Origin of the sequence: Winogradskyella maritima (assembly GCF_042650215.1) — a bacterium.
GTDB classification, from domain to species: domain Bacteria; phylum Bacteroidota; class Bacteroidia; order Flavobacteriales; family Flavobacteriaceae; genus Winogradskyella; species Winogradskyella maritima.
Genome location: NZ_JBHSAT010000022.1, coordinates 243715 through 259978 on the forward strand (window position 1 = coordinate 243715; position 16264 = coordinate 259978).

11 protein-coding genes are annotated in these 16264 nt (G+C 36.7%); 5 read left to right on the top strand and 6 right to left on the bottom strand.

Going from position 1 to position 16264, the window contains the following annotated elements; genetic code table 11:
* Positions 1-225 precede the first annotated feature (225 nt).
* Together ACFOSX_RS13005 and mnmE are read right to left on the bottom strand one after the other, a co-directional pair.
* Complete coding sequence (locus ACFOSX_RS13005; RefSeq protein ID WP_386101938.1) at positions 226-672, bottom strand: hypothetical protein; 447 nt, start codon at positions 670-672, stop codon at positions 226-228.
* Between the two features lie 212 nt (positions 673-884).
* The gene (mnmE, locus tag ACFOSX_RS13010; protein WP_386101941.1) at positions 885-2288 is read right to left on the bottom strand and encodes a tRNA uridine-5-carboxymethylaminomethyl(34) synthesis GTPase MnmE; all 1404 of its coding nucleotides are present in this window, start codon (positions 2286-2288) and stop codon (positions 885-887) included.
* A gap of 134 nt (positions 2289-2422) precedes the next feature.
* On the opposite strand from mnmE, the gene ACFOSX_RS13015 reads away from it, so the two are divergent.
* Positions 2423-3577 carry a redoxin domain-containing protein gene (locus ACFOSX_RS13015; protein WP_386101944.1) on the top strand — a complete coding sequence of 385 codons (1155 nt, stop codon included), beginning with the start codon at positions 2423-2425 and terminating at the stop codon, positions 3575-3577.
* Between the two features lie 51 nt (positions 3578-3628).
* Here the strand turns inward: ACFOSX_RS13015 and ACFOSX_RS13020 are convergent, their stop codons facing one another.
* Complete coding sequence (locus ACFOSX_RS13020; protein WP_386101947.1) at positions 3629-5680, bottom strand: HD family phosphohydrolase; 2052 nt, start codon at positions 5678-5680, stop codon at positions 3629-3631.
* 109 nt (positions 5681-5789) lie between these two features.
* Here ACFOSX_RS13020 and ACFOSX_RS13025 point away from each other — a divergent pair, with 109 nt between their 5' ends.
* Complete coding sequence (locus ACFOSX_RS13025; protein ID WP_386101950.1) at positions 5790-6968, top strand: acetyl-CoA C-acyltransferase; 1179 nt, start codon at positions 5790-5792, stop codon at positions 6966-6968.
* A gap of 7 nt (positions 6969-6975) precedes the next feature.
* Positions 6976-7725 (top strand): C40 family peptidase, encoded by a 750-nt coding sequence (locus ACFOSX_RS13030; RefSeq protein ID WP_386101953.1) that lies wholly within the window; start codon positions 6976-6978, stop codon positions 7723-7725.
* Positions 7726-7776: 51 nt separating this feature from the next.
* Here the strand turns inward: ACFOSX_RS13030 and ACFOSX_RS13035 are convergent, their stop codons facing one another.
* Positions 7777-9054, bottom strand: coding sequence for a tetratricopeptide repeat protein (locus ACFOSX_RS13035; RefSeq protein ID WP_386101956.1), 1278 nt, complete (start codon positions 9052-9054; stop codon positions 7777-7779).
* Between the two features lie 25 nt (positions 9055-9079).
* Positions 9080-11599 carry a DNA gyrase subunit A gene (gene gyrA / locus ACFOSX_RS13040; RefSeq protein WP_386101959.1) on the bottom strand — a complete coding sequence of 840 codons (2520 nt, stop codon included), beginning with the start codon at positions 11597-11599 and terminating at the stop codon, positions 9080-9082.
* Positions 11600-11858: 259 nt separating this feature from the next.
* On the opposite strand from gyrA, the gene ACFOSX_RS13045 reads away from it, so the two are divergent.
* Entirely contained in the window at positions 11859-14411 is a 2553-nt protein-coding gene (locus ACFOSX_RS13045) for an ATP-dependent Clp protease ATP-binding subunit (RefSeq protein WP_386101995.1), read from the top strand.
* Between the two features lie 82 nt (positions 14412-14493).
* Positions 14494-14862 (top strand): hypothetical protein, encoded by a 369-nt coding sequence (locus tag ACFOSX_RS13050; protein ID WP_386101962.1) that lies wholly within the window; start codon positions 14494-14496, stop codon positions 14860-14862.
* A gap of 141 nt (positions 14863-15003) precedes the next feature.
* On the opposite strand, the gene ACFOSX_RS13055 is transcribed toward ACFOSX_RS13050, so the two are convergent.
* The coding region (locus ACFOSX_RS13055) for a T9SS type A sorting domain-containing protein (RefSeq protein WP_386101965.1) at positions 15004-16264 on the bottom strand (1261 nt) is incomplete at its 5' end.

Below are 16264 nucleotides of genomic sequence, written 5' to 3' on the forward strand. Positions count from 1 at the left end.
AATTATCTGATTTTCAAGATGCCCAAATATGTTAAATAATCCTATGAAATACCATTTTTTTCGATGAAATGCATCTTTTTTTAATGTTTTGACTGATTTATCCGACGTAAAACATATAAAACACGATTATCTGTAAGTAGTTTCTAACAAAAAAATTATAGTAAAATACAAGCATAAAAAAACAGACTCGTTTCGGAGTCTGTTTTTTTAAAAGTGGAATTGTTTTTAATTATACTGGCTATATTCATGAAGTGATTTAAGCGTTTCTTCATAAAATAATATCGCCGCAATTAATTTATCGGTATCAGAATACGGTAGGATCACATTTTGAAACTCTGACGTGTTGTCCAGAAACTCATCGGAAGCTTCATGTTGGGCATCCAATGTTTTTCTATTGTCATTATTGTCCGGAATTCCTAAGGTATTCATGGTCACCCCAGGTTTTGTAGCAAAAGCAATGTATGGCAAAATCTTAACGATACTATTGATACGCTCTTTGTACAAGGTGAGTAACTCTCCTTTTTGCATGCCTTCCAAGTCATCTATATTATGATACTTTTTAATATCTGTACCACGACTAATAATACTCTTTGGGGCATTTTTCTTTTGAGCATAGCCCATATTTGCAACAAATAGGAAGCTAAAGCAAACTAGGATTAATCGAAATTTCATAAGTAGGTAATTTAGGTTTTGTGACAAATCTATGTAATTAATCGTTAAAAACAAGCGTTTTGTCGAAAAAAATGCATTTTGAGTGAAATTTTTCAATTTGATTAAAAAAATTTGAACGCGCAAGATTACTATAAATCAATAATTGGTGCGGTATCCTTGAAATTCACATTTAACTGAACTTTACCTCTTTTTTTTGAAAAACGTGTGAAGTACTATTTCCCGATACAGAAATTAGCAAAGATGTTGCCCAGCAAGTCATCGGTAGTAATTTGACCGGTGATTTCACCGAAATGATATAGGGCTTGTCGGATATCTATGGCCATTAAATCGCTTGGCAAGCCAGAATCTAAACCGTAGCTCACTTTTTGTATTTCTTCCAAGGCTTTAATTAACGCATCATAATGACGCGAGTTGGTCACTATGGTATCATTGTTTTTGAGCGCACCAGTGTTAACAAAGCCCAATAAATGCGTTTTTAATTCTTCAACGCCTTCGCCAGACTTGGCTGAGAGTTTTAAGAATTCAAACTTAGAACCTTCGGAAATAAACGATTGTAATTTATTGTGAGTATCATCATCCAGCACATCAATTTTATTGACGATTACTAATAGTGGCTTTTGCGGGAATCTATTTTTGACTTTTTCAAGTTCTAATAGTATTCTAGATTGGTCTTTAAGAATGTCCTTCGTCGAGAGCATCAAAATAATGACTTGCGCCTTTTCCATTTTCTCGAAGGTTTTCTTGATTCCTATTGATTCCACAACATCTCTGGTCTCACGAATCCCAGCTGTATCTATAAACCTGAAACCTATTCCGCCAATAGCTATTTCATCTTCAATCGTGTCACGCGTAGTTCCCGCAATATCCGAAACAATGGCGCGCTCTTCGTTAAGAAGTGCATTCAGTAGTGTAGACTTCCCAACATTAGGTTCTCCAACAATGGCCACCGGAATGCCATTTTTTATAACGTTACCCACGGCAAATGAATCAATTAGACCCTTCAATACTTTTATAATGCGACCTAAAAGATTCTTAAATTCTGTTCTATCGGCGAATTCCACATCTTCTTCAGCGAAATCGAGTTCTAATTCTATTAAAGAGGCAAAATTCATTAATTCGTCCCGCAGTTTCTGAATTTCATTAGAAAATCCCCCACGCATTTGTTGCATGGCGAGCTGATGAGAGGCGGCATTGTCGCTGGCAATAAGGTCTGCCACGGCTTCGGCTTGAGATAAATCTAATTTGCCGTTGAGAAACGCCCGTAAGGTGAACTCGCCAGCGTTAGCCATTCTACAGCCCTTACGGAGAAACAACTGAATGATTTCTTGCTGTATAAAAGAACTTCCATGACACGATATTTCTATAATGTCTTCACCAGTGTAAGAATGCGGGTTTTTAAAAATAGATAATAATACTTCATCAATTATCCGAGAACCGTCAACAATATGTCCCAAATGAATGGTATGGCTTTTTTGCGAAGCTATATCTTTACGCGTAATGGAATTAAATTGCTGAGAAGCATAGCTGATTGCTTCAGGACCCGATAAGCGTATTACAGCAATTGCACCACTACCAGAAGCAGTAGCCAAAGCAACGATGGTGTCATTTTGTGTCATTTCTTTGTCTTGTTTTACAAAAGTATCCTAAATTTTCAATTCAGATGCTTCAAACAGTTTTAAGATATTATTTGCAGTCTTCACCCTTTCTCTTCTCATAGACTTTTTATATTTGTAGAGCTAAAAAATCAATTATGAAAAGTTATTTATTTGTTCTTATCACTGGTTTGCTTCTTGCTTCTTGTACCGAAAAGGAACCACGTACTGATTATGTTATCAATGGAAATGCCAAGGATGTTTATAATGGTATTAGAGTTTATATGAGTAAGGTAGGTCCTAATGGCAGACCTGTTATGGTTGACACTGCTATTGTGATGAATGAGAAATTTAAATTTACTGGGGCATTATCACATCCTGAACTTTACTATCTCAACGTAGCAAGTGTCAATGGTAGAATTCCAGTAATGTTAGAAAATGCAGAAATGACTTTTGAATTGGATAAGTCTAATATTTTGGAATCAATACTTTTGGGTTCTGAAGCACATAGCGAAATGTTAGAGTTCAATTCTACGATACAAGAGCACAAAGAAAAACTGATTCAAGCACAAAAGAATTACAGTGACGCACAGTTTGTAAGAGATTCAGTAAATATGGAAAAGGACAAAGAAGTTATTGAAAAACTAAATAAAAGAATTCAAGACTATCCTTTTGAGTTCATAGATGATCACCAAGACAGTTTTAGTACTGTTCAGATTCTTGAAATGCAATTACGCTCTCGAGATTTTGATTTGAATCGTATTGCCAAGGCTTTTAATAATTTAGATCCGAGCATTAAAAATTCTGAACCAGGCCTTTCTGTTAAAAATAAAATTGATGGCCTAAGGCAATTAATAGAAAAAGAAAAAGCCACACAAATCGGAGCCATCGCTCCAAAATTCTCAGCACCACAACCTGACGGTACCACTCTAGCTTTAGACGAAGTTCTTAAAAAAGGTGAGATCACCATAATAGACTTTTGGGCAGCTTGGTGTGGACCCTGTCGTAGAGAAAACCCCAATGTGGTTAGAATCTATGAAAAGTTTCACGATAAAGGTTTAGAGATTATCGGGGTTGGTTTAGATGGAAGGCGCGGTCAGCAAAATCCTAAAGAGGCATGGGAAAAAGCCATAAAAGATGACGGTTTAACTTGGCACCAAGTTTCTAACCTAAAATACTTTGACCAAATAGCAAAAGATTACAACGTCAATGCAATCCCAGCAATGTTTATACTAGACAAAGAAGGCAAAATAATTGCTAAAAATCTAAGAGGCATACAATTAGAAAACAAAGTGGCAGAACTACTGAACTAACACAAAGTATACTTATAAGAAAAGCGCATCATTAAAGTTGATGCGCTTTTTTTATTCTGGATACTCAATTCTTAAATGATAGATATTGGCAAGTTTTAGTTTCAATACTTTTTTTATAGATTGAATTTCCTTAAACGTAATATTCGCATTTAAAAATTGACCAGTTTCCATTTGTTTGTCAATAATGGTTTCTACGAAGTCATTAATCTTGGAACTCGTTGGAGATTTTAAACTTTTTGAAGCAGCTTCAACACTATCACACATCATCAAAATTGCCGTTTCCTTGCTAAACGGCATCGGTCCTGGATAGGAAAAGTTAGTAACGTCAACAGTATCATCCAATTCTTTGGATTTCTTGTAAAAATAATAGACAAGGCTAGTACCATGGTGGGTTCTTATAAAGTCTATAACCCGATCAGGCAGATTATTTTTCTTGGCAATCTCAATTCCGTTTATCACATGATTGATAATGACATTTGCACTTTCTTCTGGTGACAATTCATCATGCGGATTAATTCCTGTAGATTGATTCTCGGTGAAATACGTTGGGTTTTTCATTTTGCCGATATCATGGTACAACGCTCCTACCCTAACTAGCATAGCATTGGCGCCAATCTCATTGGCGGATGCTTCTGCCAAATTTGCAACATTCAACGAATGGTGAAATGTGCCTGGTGCTTTATTCGATAATTCTTTTAAGAGTTTAGTATTAGTATCTGAAAGCTCCAAAAGTGACACATCAGATACCAGCCCGAATATTTTTTCATAGATATAAATTAAAGGCTGAACAAATAGCGTCGCTAATCCGCACAATACAAAAAGACCAAAATTCTCCCATTTTAAAGTGGTAATCTGTCCTTCATGTATGACAAAAAAAGCAAAATATGCAATGATATAGATAAATGTAATCTGCCCTACGGAAATAAAGAGGTTAGCACGTTTGTACAATTCTGAAATCGTCAAAATCGTTACAATCCCAGCAATGATTTGAAGGAACATATATTCAAACGGATTTGGGACAATAAAGCCCAAAAGCAAAACAGTTAAAACATGAGCAAACAATCCTAGTCGAGCATCAAAAAAGGCTTTTAGCACCAATGGCATAATACACAACGGAACGACATAGATATACTTGGAATTATAATTGATGACGATAACGGAAACAAGAATCATCAATACCATGTTGAAAAATATGAAGGTCACCTTGGTATTGTTCTTAAAAACCTCATTTCTATACTTTTGCAAAAACAATAACAACATCAATAAGGCCAAAGCAACGAGCAACGTATAGGCCAGTAAAACCCAATTGTAATTGGCAGAATTCCATACTTGTGATTCATATTCAGATTTAAGGGAAGACAGTATATCAAATTGATCATCTTCAACGACCTGGCCTTTACTTATAATGAGTGTTCCTCTAGATACTGATCCTCGAGTGGCAGAAACTGATTCCAATTTTTCATTCAGCACCTTATTAGTCAAGGTTTCATTAAAGGCTAGGTTAGGATTTAACACATCAAAAAACAGGCTTAGCATCTCATCATTATAGGTACTTAAATTCTGTTCATTTAAGGCCTTTTTTAATAAGGGAGAAATTTCATCTTGCTCATACAAATCCCCAAATACCGTCTTTCGTATTTGTTTATTGTCTTCAGTAATTATGACCAAACGGTCTTCTGTATAATTAAAAGATGTATTTAAAACACCTTTATCATAGAGGTTTCTTAAAACACTGCGCCCTGCTCTATAAAGCTTTTCGGAATCATTCAATGCATCCGACTGATCAGAATAGCGTTGATTAAACACATCTAAATATTGGTCCAGCACATTATCTTCAACACTCGAATTCAAGGTAAAATAGAGTTCGCTGTTCTGAGCTAGTTGTTCTTTTTGGGCCTTTATTTCTTCTTCAGACTTTTTTATAGCAAAATCAAAGGGTGACAACAGATCTTCTGATTGCCAAGGTTTCCCTTTTTCAAATGAGTATCTAAATTTTCCGGTCTTTGGAAAAAGATAAACGATAAAAAGTGTTGTGCCTAAAAACAGTAGTATCTTATAAATCAAAGAATGATTTCTATACCATTTGTTGATGAGTTCTTTCATATAAAATCAAATGTAATAAATATAATACTTAGCCATGCTATTGGACAGAATTCGTTCAAAAATCCCTAAAATTTGTTTAATTTCGCAACAGCAAAAAAAAGCGAATTTTATGAGTAAAGAAGTCGTTATTGTTTCCGCTGTAAGAACACCTATTGGGAGTTTTTTAGGCGCTCTTTCCACAGTACCTGCGCCTCAATTGGGAGCAACAGCTATAAGAGCTGCATTAGAAAAAGCCAATGTAAAACCAGAGATGGTAGACGAAGTATTAATGGGCCATGTGGTACAAGCGGGTGCAGGACAAGCGCCTGCCAGACAGGCAGCAATATATGCAGGTGTTCCAGATACGGTTCCATGCACCACAGTAAATAAAGTTTGTGCTTCTGGTATGAAAGCAATCATGCAAGGTGCACAAGCGATTCAATTGGGAGATGCTGAAATTGTTGTAGCTGGTGGTATGGAAAATATGAGTCTTATACCTCATTATTACCATGCAAGATCAGCAACCAAATTTGGACCTGCTATGCTTGAAGATGGCATGCAGAAAGATGGATTGGTTGATGCCTATGACAAAAATGCTATGGGTGTTTGCGCAGACCTATGTGCTACGGAACATAACTTTTCAAGAGAAGATCAAGATGCTTTTGCCATTAAATCATATAACAGATCTAGCGAAGCTTGGGATGCTGGTAAATTTGATGCTGAGGTAGTACCAGTAGAAGTACCACAACGCCGAGGTGATGCTATCATCTTTAAGAAAGATGAGGAGTACACCAATGTAAAAATGGAAAAAATCCCTCAATTGAGACCAGCTTTCACTAAAGAAGGTACGGTTACAGCCGCCAATGCTTCAACTATTAATGATGGAGCTGCGGCGTTGGTATTGATGAGTAGGAAAAAAGCTAATGAATTAAGGTTAAAACCTTTAGCTTCTATAAAAAGTTACGCCGATGCTGCCCAAGAACCAAAATGGTTTACAACAGCACCAGCAAAAGCATTGCCAAAAGCTATTGCAAAAGCAGGAATTACTTTAGATGCTATTGATTATTTTGAATTTAACGAAGCATTCTCAGTAGTAGGCTTGGCAAACATGAAACTCCTAGGATTAACGGATAAAAATGTCAATGTTAATGGTGGTGCCGTTTCACTTGGACATCCATTGGGATGCTCTGGCGCAAGAATATTAGTGACATTAATCCACGTCTTGGAACAAAACAACGCTAAACTCGGTGCTGCAGCCATTTGTAATGGCGGCGGTGGTGCATCCGCAGTTGTTATAGAGCGCTCTTAATTTTTCTATGCAGTACGGCATTTGTAACCTTGGTATTGTACCACTTCGATTAGAATCTAGCGACACTAGTGAAATGGTGTCGCAAGTACTTTATGGCGAAGTATTCAAAATACTGGAAATGCGAAAGAAATGGAGCCGTATTCGATTGGCGCACGATAAATATGAAGGCTGGATAGATAATAAACAGTTTTTAGAAATCGATAAAGACAATTATAGTTCCATACACAATTCGGATAAAATTCTTAGCAAGAATATAATTGAATTTGTTTCCGACGCGTCTGATAATTTATTTACGATTCCACTAGGTTCCACATTAAATGGAATTAATCTATTGAATCATAAGTTTGAAGGTAACTCAATTTCAGGTAAAAAAGAAAAATTAGAATTACTGAAAACTGCATTTTATTACATGAATGCACCATATCTCTGGGGAGGAAAAACACCTTTTGGAATAGACTGCTCTGGTTTTACACAAATGGTCTATAAACTTAATGGTTATAATATACTACGAGATGCTTCACAACAAGCAACACAAGGTGAAGCACTTAGTTTTATTGAGGAAAGTGAACCAGGTGACTTAGCCTTCTTTGATAATGCTGAAGGAAATATTATCCATGTCGGGATTATTATGAAAGACAACTACATTATTCATGCTCACGGAAAAGTACGCATTGATCGATTAGACCATAGTGGCATTTATAATTCTGAACGTAATGAACACACCCACAAACTTAGGGTCATTAAAAAAGTGATATAAAAAAAAGCGATTCAATACGAATCGCTTTTTCTTATGATGTGAGATTTTATATTAATTGCCAGCTTCCATGTCAGCAACACGTTGCTTCATAGCTTTGAATTTTTCAGTTTCACCCACTGCACTATAAATATTCATCAGTGTTCTTGCCGCGTCGATATTATTCTGCTTTAGGTCAAGAGCTTTTTCAAGGTAAGGTATAGCCTCATTGTAAAGAGAAGTTCTCTTATCTCTAAGTTCATCATATCTTCTATTATCCGCGCTACTTGTACCTAAACCGTTCATTTCTTCAACAATAGCTTGCTCTCCATCTAAAATTACCACTGCCATGTTTGTGTAAGCATCCGTATACTTAGGGTTTATTGCCAGTGCTTTTTGATAATATTTTTTTGCACCCTCCACGTCACCACCTTCAGCAGCAAGAACACCAAGATTGTAAATCAATTCTGCATTATTAGGATCCTTAGAAGTTGCTTCTTCCATAAGTTGCTTAAACTTCTCCTTATTACCCATCTTCAAATTTACGTTAGCCTCTGATAGCAACAAACCCAAATCATCTGGATTTTCTGCTCTAGCTTCTGACATATATTCTAAAGCCTTATCATTCTTATCTTGAGCGACATATATTAGAGCGATATTTTTTACTATCTCAGAAGTTTTTGAAGAAGATTTCTCGTCCGTCGGCTTTATGTATTGACCACTACGAACAGAAAGATCTCTTGTAGTTTTATTTCCAAACTGCTCCTTCTCCCCTGTTTCCTTATTTATGGCGTAGTAACCCATGCTAATTCCTGTATAACCCATCTCTTTTAACTTTAGATAAATCGATAAGGCTTTATCATAATTAGTATCGTTTACAGCTGACGAAGCCGCATAATACAAATAAGTAGTATCCTTTGGAGACAAAGCATATGCCATTTCAAATTTTTCCGCAGCGTTTGAGTAATTCTTGGCAGAAATAGCGTCGTTTGCACCTGTAAGAAGACCACTCAAAATATTGGAACTTATAGTTGACGCTTCATCTGTATACTTCTTCTTTCCTATTTTACTTTCTAACTCTTTTAGGTCATCAATACTTGCAACTGCTGCATCCATATCTTTATCAGATCCCTGACCATTTGCATAAAGTGCCTGAGCTTTCAAAAAATAAAACTTCGCTTTAGTTTTATCGTCCATATTACCTACAAGCGCATCAGCGGCCATGGCAGCAGTCTTTGCTTCACTATAATTATTGTTTTTAAGTGCCTTCTCGAGTGTCTTTATTTCGTTTTTCTGCGCAAATGCAGAAACACTGATTAAAAGTGCACCTATGATGGTTACTAGTTTTTTCATTGTGTTACTCAATTTTAGTTAATTTTTATTCTTCGCTATCAATATTATCAAGAGTTGTGCCATTATCCATTAGGTCTTCATTATCAAGGTCTCCCGTTTCTTCTTCGTCGTCTTTCATTACCTTAGCTACGGCGGCAATAGAGTCTTTTCCTTTTAAATTTATCAACTTAACGCCTTGGGTGGCTCTTCCCATTACCCTTAAATCCTCTACCGCCATTCTAATGGCAATACCAGATTTATTAATAATCATTAAATCATCCTCATCGGATACATTTTTAATGGCTACTAAGTTACCAGTTTTTTCTGTAACTGAAATAGTCTTGACCCCTTTACCACCACGATTGGTGATTCTATAGTCTTCTAAACTTGAACGTTTACCATAACCATTCTCAGAAACTACAAGGATATTGCTTTCCATATCGTCTACAGCGACCATACCAATAACTTCGTCTTTATCAATGGCCAAGGTTATACCTCTAACTCCGGACGCATTACGACCCATTGGTCGGGTTTTGGCTTCTTCAAAGCGTATAGCCTTACCAGACTTTAAAGCTAGCATCACTTGGCTTTCACCCGTTGTTAACTTCGCTTCGAGTAATTCATCATTCTCTTTAATAGTAATGGCATTAATACCATTAGTACGTGGACGGGAATATTGCTCTAAAGAGGTTTTCTTCACCTGACCATTCTTGGTCGCCATAATGACATAATGACTGTTAATATAGTCTTCGTCCTTTAAATCCTGAGTACAGATAAAGGCCATTACCTTATCATCTTGTTCAATATTTATTAAATTCTGAATGGCTCTACCCTTAGAGGTCTTACTACCTTCCGGAATTTCATAAACACGCATCCAGAAACATTTTCCTTTTTGGGTAAAGAACAACATATATTGGTGATTGGTTCCGACGAACAAGTGTTCTAAGAAATCTTCGTTTCTAGTCGTTGATGCTTTTTGACCAACCCCTCCTCTATTCTGTGTTTTGTATTCTGTAAGAGACGTTCTTTTAATATAACCTGCATGAGAAATGGTAATCACAACCTTTTCATCTGGAATCATGTCCTCAATACTTAAATCACCACCGGCGTATTCTATATTAGAACGACGCTCATCACCATACTTCGCTTTTACTTCTTCAAGTTCTTCCTTTATGATAGCCATGCGACGCTCTTTCTTATCAAGAATATCTTTTAAATCCTCAATGGTCTTCATTAACTCATCATATTCCGCACGTAACTTATCCTGTTCTAGACCTGTCAACTGGCGCAGTCGCATTTCAACAATAGCCTTAGCTTGAAGTTCAGAAAGCTTAAAGCGTTCAATCAACTTGTTTCTAGCTTCATCGGCATTGGCAGATGCTCTTATGAGTGCAATCACTTCATCTATATTATCAGAAGCAATAATTAATCCTTCTAAAATATGAGCACGGTCTTCTGCCTTTTTTAGTTCGAATTTGGTACGACGTACAACAACCTCATGTCTGTGCTCAACGAAATGATGAATTAAATCCTTAAGATTCAACATTTCAGGACGTCCGTTTACTAATGCAATATTATTCACACTAAAGGACGACTGTAAAGCCGTATACTTATATAACTTATTAAGGACAATATTAGGAATAGCATCACGCTTTAAAACGTAAACAATACGCATCCCGTTTCTATCGGATTCATCTCTAATCGTAGAAATTCCATCAATCTTTTTCTCATTAACCAGGTCCGCTGTCTTTTTAATCATATCGGCTTTATTAACCTGATATGGAATCTCATTAACGATGATACACTCCCTAGCGTTGACATCTTCAATATTAGCCTTACCGCGCAAAACAATACGTCCTCGACCGGTTTCAAAAGCTTCCTTGACACCATCATACCCATAGATAGTTCCTCCAGTAGGGAAATCGGGCGCTTTAATGTGTTGCATTAAGCCTTCGACCTCAATAGAAGAATCGTCGATATAAGCGATAATGCCGTTAACGACTTCCGTTAAATTGTGAGGAGGCATATTAGTCGCCATACCTACGGCAATACCAGATGCACCATTGACTAAAAGTCCAGGGATACGTGTTGGTAAAACGGTTGGTTCTTGTAATGTATCGTCAAAATTGAGTTTATGGTCTACAGTATCTTTGTCGATATCTGCCAACATGTCTTCCGAAATCTTGCGCATACGTGCTTCGGTATAACGCATTGCGGCCGGACTGTCACCATCGATAGACCCAAAGTTTCCTTGCCCATCCACTAGCATGTATCTAAGACTCCATTCTTGAGCCATACGTACCATAGTGTCATACACAGAGGTATCGCCGTGTGGGTGATATTTACCGAGGACTTCCCCGACAATTCTTGCTGATTTTTTATGTGCGGTATTTGCTCTAACACCGAGCTCGTGCATGCCGTAAAGTACACGTCTATGCACAGGTTTTAATCCATCCCTAACATCTGGTAATGCACGTGACACTATGACCGACATCGAATAGTCGATGTATGCCGATTTCATTTCATCTTCAATGTTGATAGGAATCAATTTTTCGCCTTCTGCCATACTATATTTATTTGATTTTTTGTAGGTTTTTCAAAACGTGCTAATATAACCAAATTATGAGCTTTCACTAAGTTTTTCAAGCATCCATTACCTAATATTTATTAACAAAAAAGAGGTGTGTTTTCGTTAATAAGTCTAAGCCTAAAAGTTTTGATTAGTCGGACGTTTTGGCTCTATTAGTTAAACCTAATTTAAAAAGGAATAGTTTTTGAACTATACTCCTTCTATTTTATTATTTTTAATGCAGAAAGGACATACTATGGACGATAATTTTTCCCCAAGAGTTAAGGATGTCATAGCCTACAGCAAGGAAGAAGCCTTGCGATTGGGTCATGATTTCATAGGTACCGAACATTTAATGCTCGGACTACTTAGAGATGGCAACGGTAAAGCTATTGATATTCTCAGCTCTCTAGATATTGATTTAAATCATTTAAGACGCAAGGTTGAAATCCTCTCCCCTGCGAATCCCAATATCACACTGGCATCAAATGAAAAGAAAAACTTGCATTTGACCAGACAGGCAGAACGCGCCTTAAAAACAACATTTTTGGAAGCTAAACTCTTTCAGAGTACCTCCATCAATACCGCACATTTGTTATTGTGCATACTACGAAACGAAAATGACCCAACGACGAAGCTTTTAAACAAGTTGAAGGTCGATTATGATAATGTAAAAGAAGAATTCAAATCTATGATTACTAGCGAAGATGATTACCTAGATACCCCAAAAGCCGAATCTTTCCCAGATGACGATATTAACGAAACTGATGATGACGATAAAGGGAATCCGTTCGGAGGGCAATCTTCTAAATCCAATAAGAAGTCAAAAACACCTGTTTTAGACAACTTCGGAAGGGATTTAACAGCTATGGCCGAAGATGACAAGTTAGACCCTGTCGTTGGTCGTGAGTCCGAAATTCAGCGTGTTTCGCAAATACTTAGCCGTCGTAAAAAGAACAATCCGCTTTTAATAGGTGAACCTGGTGTTGGTAAATCTGCCATTGCTGAAGGTTTGGCACTGCGTATTGTAAAACGTAAAGTATCTCGAAACCTTTTCAACAAACGCGTAGTAACTCTAGATTTAGCCAGCTTAGTCGCCGGAACAAAATATAGAGGACAATTTGAAGAACGTATGAAAGCCGTAATGAACGAGCTTGAAAAGAATGACGATATCATCTTATTTATTGATGAAATTCACACCATTGTCGGTGCCGGTGGCGCAACCGGAAGCTTAGATGCTTCCAACATGTTTAAACCTGCTCTAGCACGTGGCGAAATACAATGTATAGGTGCAACAACCCTTGATGAATACAGACAATATATTGAAAAAGATGGAGCATTAGAACGTCGTTTTCAAAAAGTCATTGTAGAACCAACGTCGGTTGAGGAAACTATTGAAATCCTTAATAACATTAAAGGTAAATACGAAGAGCATCATAATGTAGACTATACAGATGAAGCTATAGAAGCTTGTGTGAAATTGACGAATCGTTATATGACGGAGCGTTTTCTACCAGACAAAGCTATTGACGCTTTAGATGAAGCTGGCTCTCGTGTTCATATCACTAATATCGATGTCCCAAAGCAAATTATCGAGCTCGAAAAAAAGCTTGAAGACGTAAAAATCACAAAGAATTCAGTCGTTAAAAAACAGAAGTATGAGGAAGCGGCCAAACTCCGTGATGATGAGAAACGTATTGAAAAAGAATTAGCTTTAGCTCAAGAAAAATGGGAAGAAGAAACCAAGCAACATCGTGAAGTCGTTACAGAAGATAATGTCGCTGATGTAGTTTCTATGATGACCGGTATTCCTGTGAATAAAATTGCGCAGACTGAAATTAATAAATTGTCAAAATTACCAGACCTTATTAAAGGTAAGGTAATCGGACAAGATGAAGCAGTTGCCAAAGTGGTCAAAGCTATTCAAAGAAATAGAGCTGGACTTAAAGACCCGAACAAACCAATTGGTTCGTTTATATTTTTAGGACAGACTGGTGTTGGTAAAACACAATTGGCTAAAATTTTGGCTAGTGAATTGTTTGATAATTCTGAAGCACTTGTCCGTATTGACATGAGTGAGTATATGGAGAAATTTGCCATATCTCGTTTAGTTGGAGCACCTCCAGGATATGTTGGTTATGAAGAAGGTGGTCAATTGACTGAGAAAATCCGAAGAAAGCCTTACGCTGTTGTACTATTGGATGAGATTGAAAAAGCCCATCCAGACGTATTTAATATGTTGCTTCAAGTATTGGATGACGGGTATCTAACAGACAGCTTAGGGCGTAAGATTGATTTTAGAAATACCATTATCATAATGACCTCTAATATCGGAGCGCGTAAGTTAAAAGATTTCGGGCAAGGCGTCGGCTTTGGTACATCGGCCAAAGAAGCACAAGCGACCGATTATGCGAAAGGTGTTATCGAGAATGCATTGAAAAAGGCCTTTGCTCCAGAATTCTTAAATAGAATTGACGACGTAATAGTTTTCAATGGTTTAGAAAAAGAAGATATCAGTAAAATTATTGATATTGAATTGGTAAAGCTTATTGATAGAATTTCAAACTTAGGCTACACACTCAAACTTACGGATAAAGCGAAAGATTACATAGCCGAGAAAGGATTCGACCCACAATATGGCGCAAGACCTTTAAACAGAGCAATTCAAAAATATATTGAAGATGCTTTGGCTGAAGAGATAATCAATTCTTCAATTCAGGAAGGTGATACCATAAGTATGGATTTGGATACTAAAAATGATAAGCTAAAGATTTCAGTGAAAAAATCTCAAAAGACTACTGAATCTTAATTTAGATTGATTTAATATTTAAAACTCCTTCAGATGCCTGAAGGAGTTTTTTTATACCTTTGCCCTAAATCCACTTAATCAAATGAAAAAGAAGCTGTTATATGACTTCGGAACGGTTGAAATTCACGATAGCTTTTTGATAGTTGTGATGAATGAAGGCTTAACATTAACGCCAGATTTCAATGCTATTTTGGTTGATGTTGCTGAAGAATACTTCTACGATACACCCTTTGTATACATAAGCCATAGAATAAACTCCTACGCAGTAGATCCAAAGATTTATACAGAATCGGCTAAGATTGAAAACCTAAAAGGCTTTGCCGTGGTATCTACGGATTTTAAGGCAAAGAGTAACGTAGAAATTGAGCGTCTGTTTTTTCAGAAACCTTTTGAATCATTTTCGTCTTTGGAAATGGCTAAAGACTGGGCATTGAATATAATATCAGAATAAATATAATCTCAACATTATATATTGAAAGTATTGTATAAGCATTATACTTTTTAAATACAAGTATCAATTTTATTAAACGAAAAAAGGCTTACAATTTTCATGTAAGCCTTTTCTCTTTTAAATATGACTATTAATCTCTATTTATTTACCTGAGACAATCTTTTTAACAAGTCTGTCCTTATCTGTGATTAAGTGTACTAAATACATTCCATCTTGCAATCTTCTGGTATCTATTTGTGTACCTCTCGTTCTTCCTTTGATGTATTTATTAGTTACATCTCTAGAAATTAACGCACCTTTCATGTCGTAGATCTCAATCGTAACATCTGTATCATAGCTAAATTGATATCTAACATTGATATAATCTACGAACGGAACTGGAGTTACTGAAAAACTTCTGCTCACATCTCCATCATCGTCATCATTAACATCATCACAGCCTTGTATAGTTCCACCACTATAGTTACCCATCATTGGGTTTTCTACAGATGTTTCAGTTAAGCAAGTACATTGCGATCGTGTTGTGACTCCATGAACTATTACATTAAATACGTCTCCTTCTACTGGAATAGTAACTGAGTAATTTTCTACATATCCAAAGCCTCCATCAACATAGGTATATTGACCTGGCGCAACCGTTGGTGAACCATTAGGTTTAGTTGGATAAGGATCACAACCAATGTAAATGTGTGCTTCTGTTAACGCGTAACCTACTAAGTTATAATTGAACGTTACTGTACTATCATCATTATAAGTGATATTAACACTACCGACATCTGTTCCTTTAGATAGATCACATTGTCCAGCTCCAGCATAGATATCCATTTCGTAGCTTGTTTGCTCACTGAAATCAATGAAATTGGTCCAGCCCCATCTGTTAAAGTTATAATCTTCATCTGTTATGAAACACTGACTATCATCTTCATTAACTTGTCCATTCTCAGTAAATACGCCAAACGCTGTTTCAGTACCTTCTGGAATTTTCCACTTATATGTCACACTGCATGTAGAGCTATTTCCACAATTATCAGTAATTGTTTCAAAAGTTCTTGTTATACTATATTCACATAAATCCTCATCAAAGATTATACCTTCTCCATCATCGTAAGTTGTAATAACTCCACTTTCAATACAATTATCAGTATAACTAACGCTTGTAACAACCTGTACAGGAATTCCATTGCCATCAAACTCAGGATTACAACCTAAGAATATTGAATCTGAACCTTCATCAGTTAATGGACAATCTATAACTGGTGGTTCTAAATCCACTACCCATGTATACGTCACGCTTACTTCGTCGGCCGCGTTGCCGCAGTCGTCCGTGAAGTTAGCTGTCCAGGTCTGGCTGAAGCCACATCCTTCCGCATCGGCCACTACACCCGTGTCCGTCATTACGATA

Bases quoted from the DNA above. Each gene is read 5' to 3' on its own strand.
- ACFOSX_RS13005 (WP_386101938.1), bottom strand. From the start codon at position 672: ATGAAATTTCGATTAATCCTAGTTTGCTTTAGCTTCCTATTTGTTGCA.
- mnmE (WP_386101941.1), bottom strand. From the start codon at position 2,288: ATGACACAAAATGACACCATCGTTGCTTTGGCTACTGCTTCTGGTAGT.
- ACFOSX_RS13015 (WP_386101944.1), top strand. From the start codon at position 2,423: ATGAAAAGTTATTTATTTGTTCTTATCACTGGTTTGCTTCTTGCTTCT.
- ACFOSX_RS13020 (WP_386101947.1), bottom strand. From the start codon at position 5,680: ATGAAAGAACTCATCAACAAATGGTATAGAAATCATTCTTTGATTTAT.
- ACFOSX_RS13025 (WP_386101950.1), top strand. From the start codon at position 5,790: ATGAGTAAAGAAGTCGTTATTGTTTCCGCTGTAAGAACACCTATTGGG.
- ACFOSX_RS13030 (WP_386101953.1), top strand. From the start codon at position 6,976: ATGCAGTACGGCATTTGTAACCTTGGTATTGTACCACTTCGATTAGAA.
- ACFOSX_RS13035 (WP_386101956.1), bottom strand. From the start codon at position 9,054: ATGAAAAAACTAGTAACCATCATAGGTGCACTTTTAATCAGTGTTTCT.
- gyrA (WP_386101959.1), bottom strand. From the start codon at position 11,599: ATGGCAGAAGGCGAAAAATTGATTCCTATCAACATTGAAGATGAAATG.
- ACFOSX_RS13045 (WP_386101995.1), top strand. From the start codon at position 11,859: ATGGACGATAATTTTTCCCCAAGAGTTAAGGATGTCATAGCCTACAGC.
- ACFOSX_RS13050 (WP_386101962.1), top strand. From the start codon at position 14,494: ATGAAAAAGAAGCTGTTATATGACTTCGGAACGGTTGAAATTCACGAT.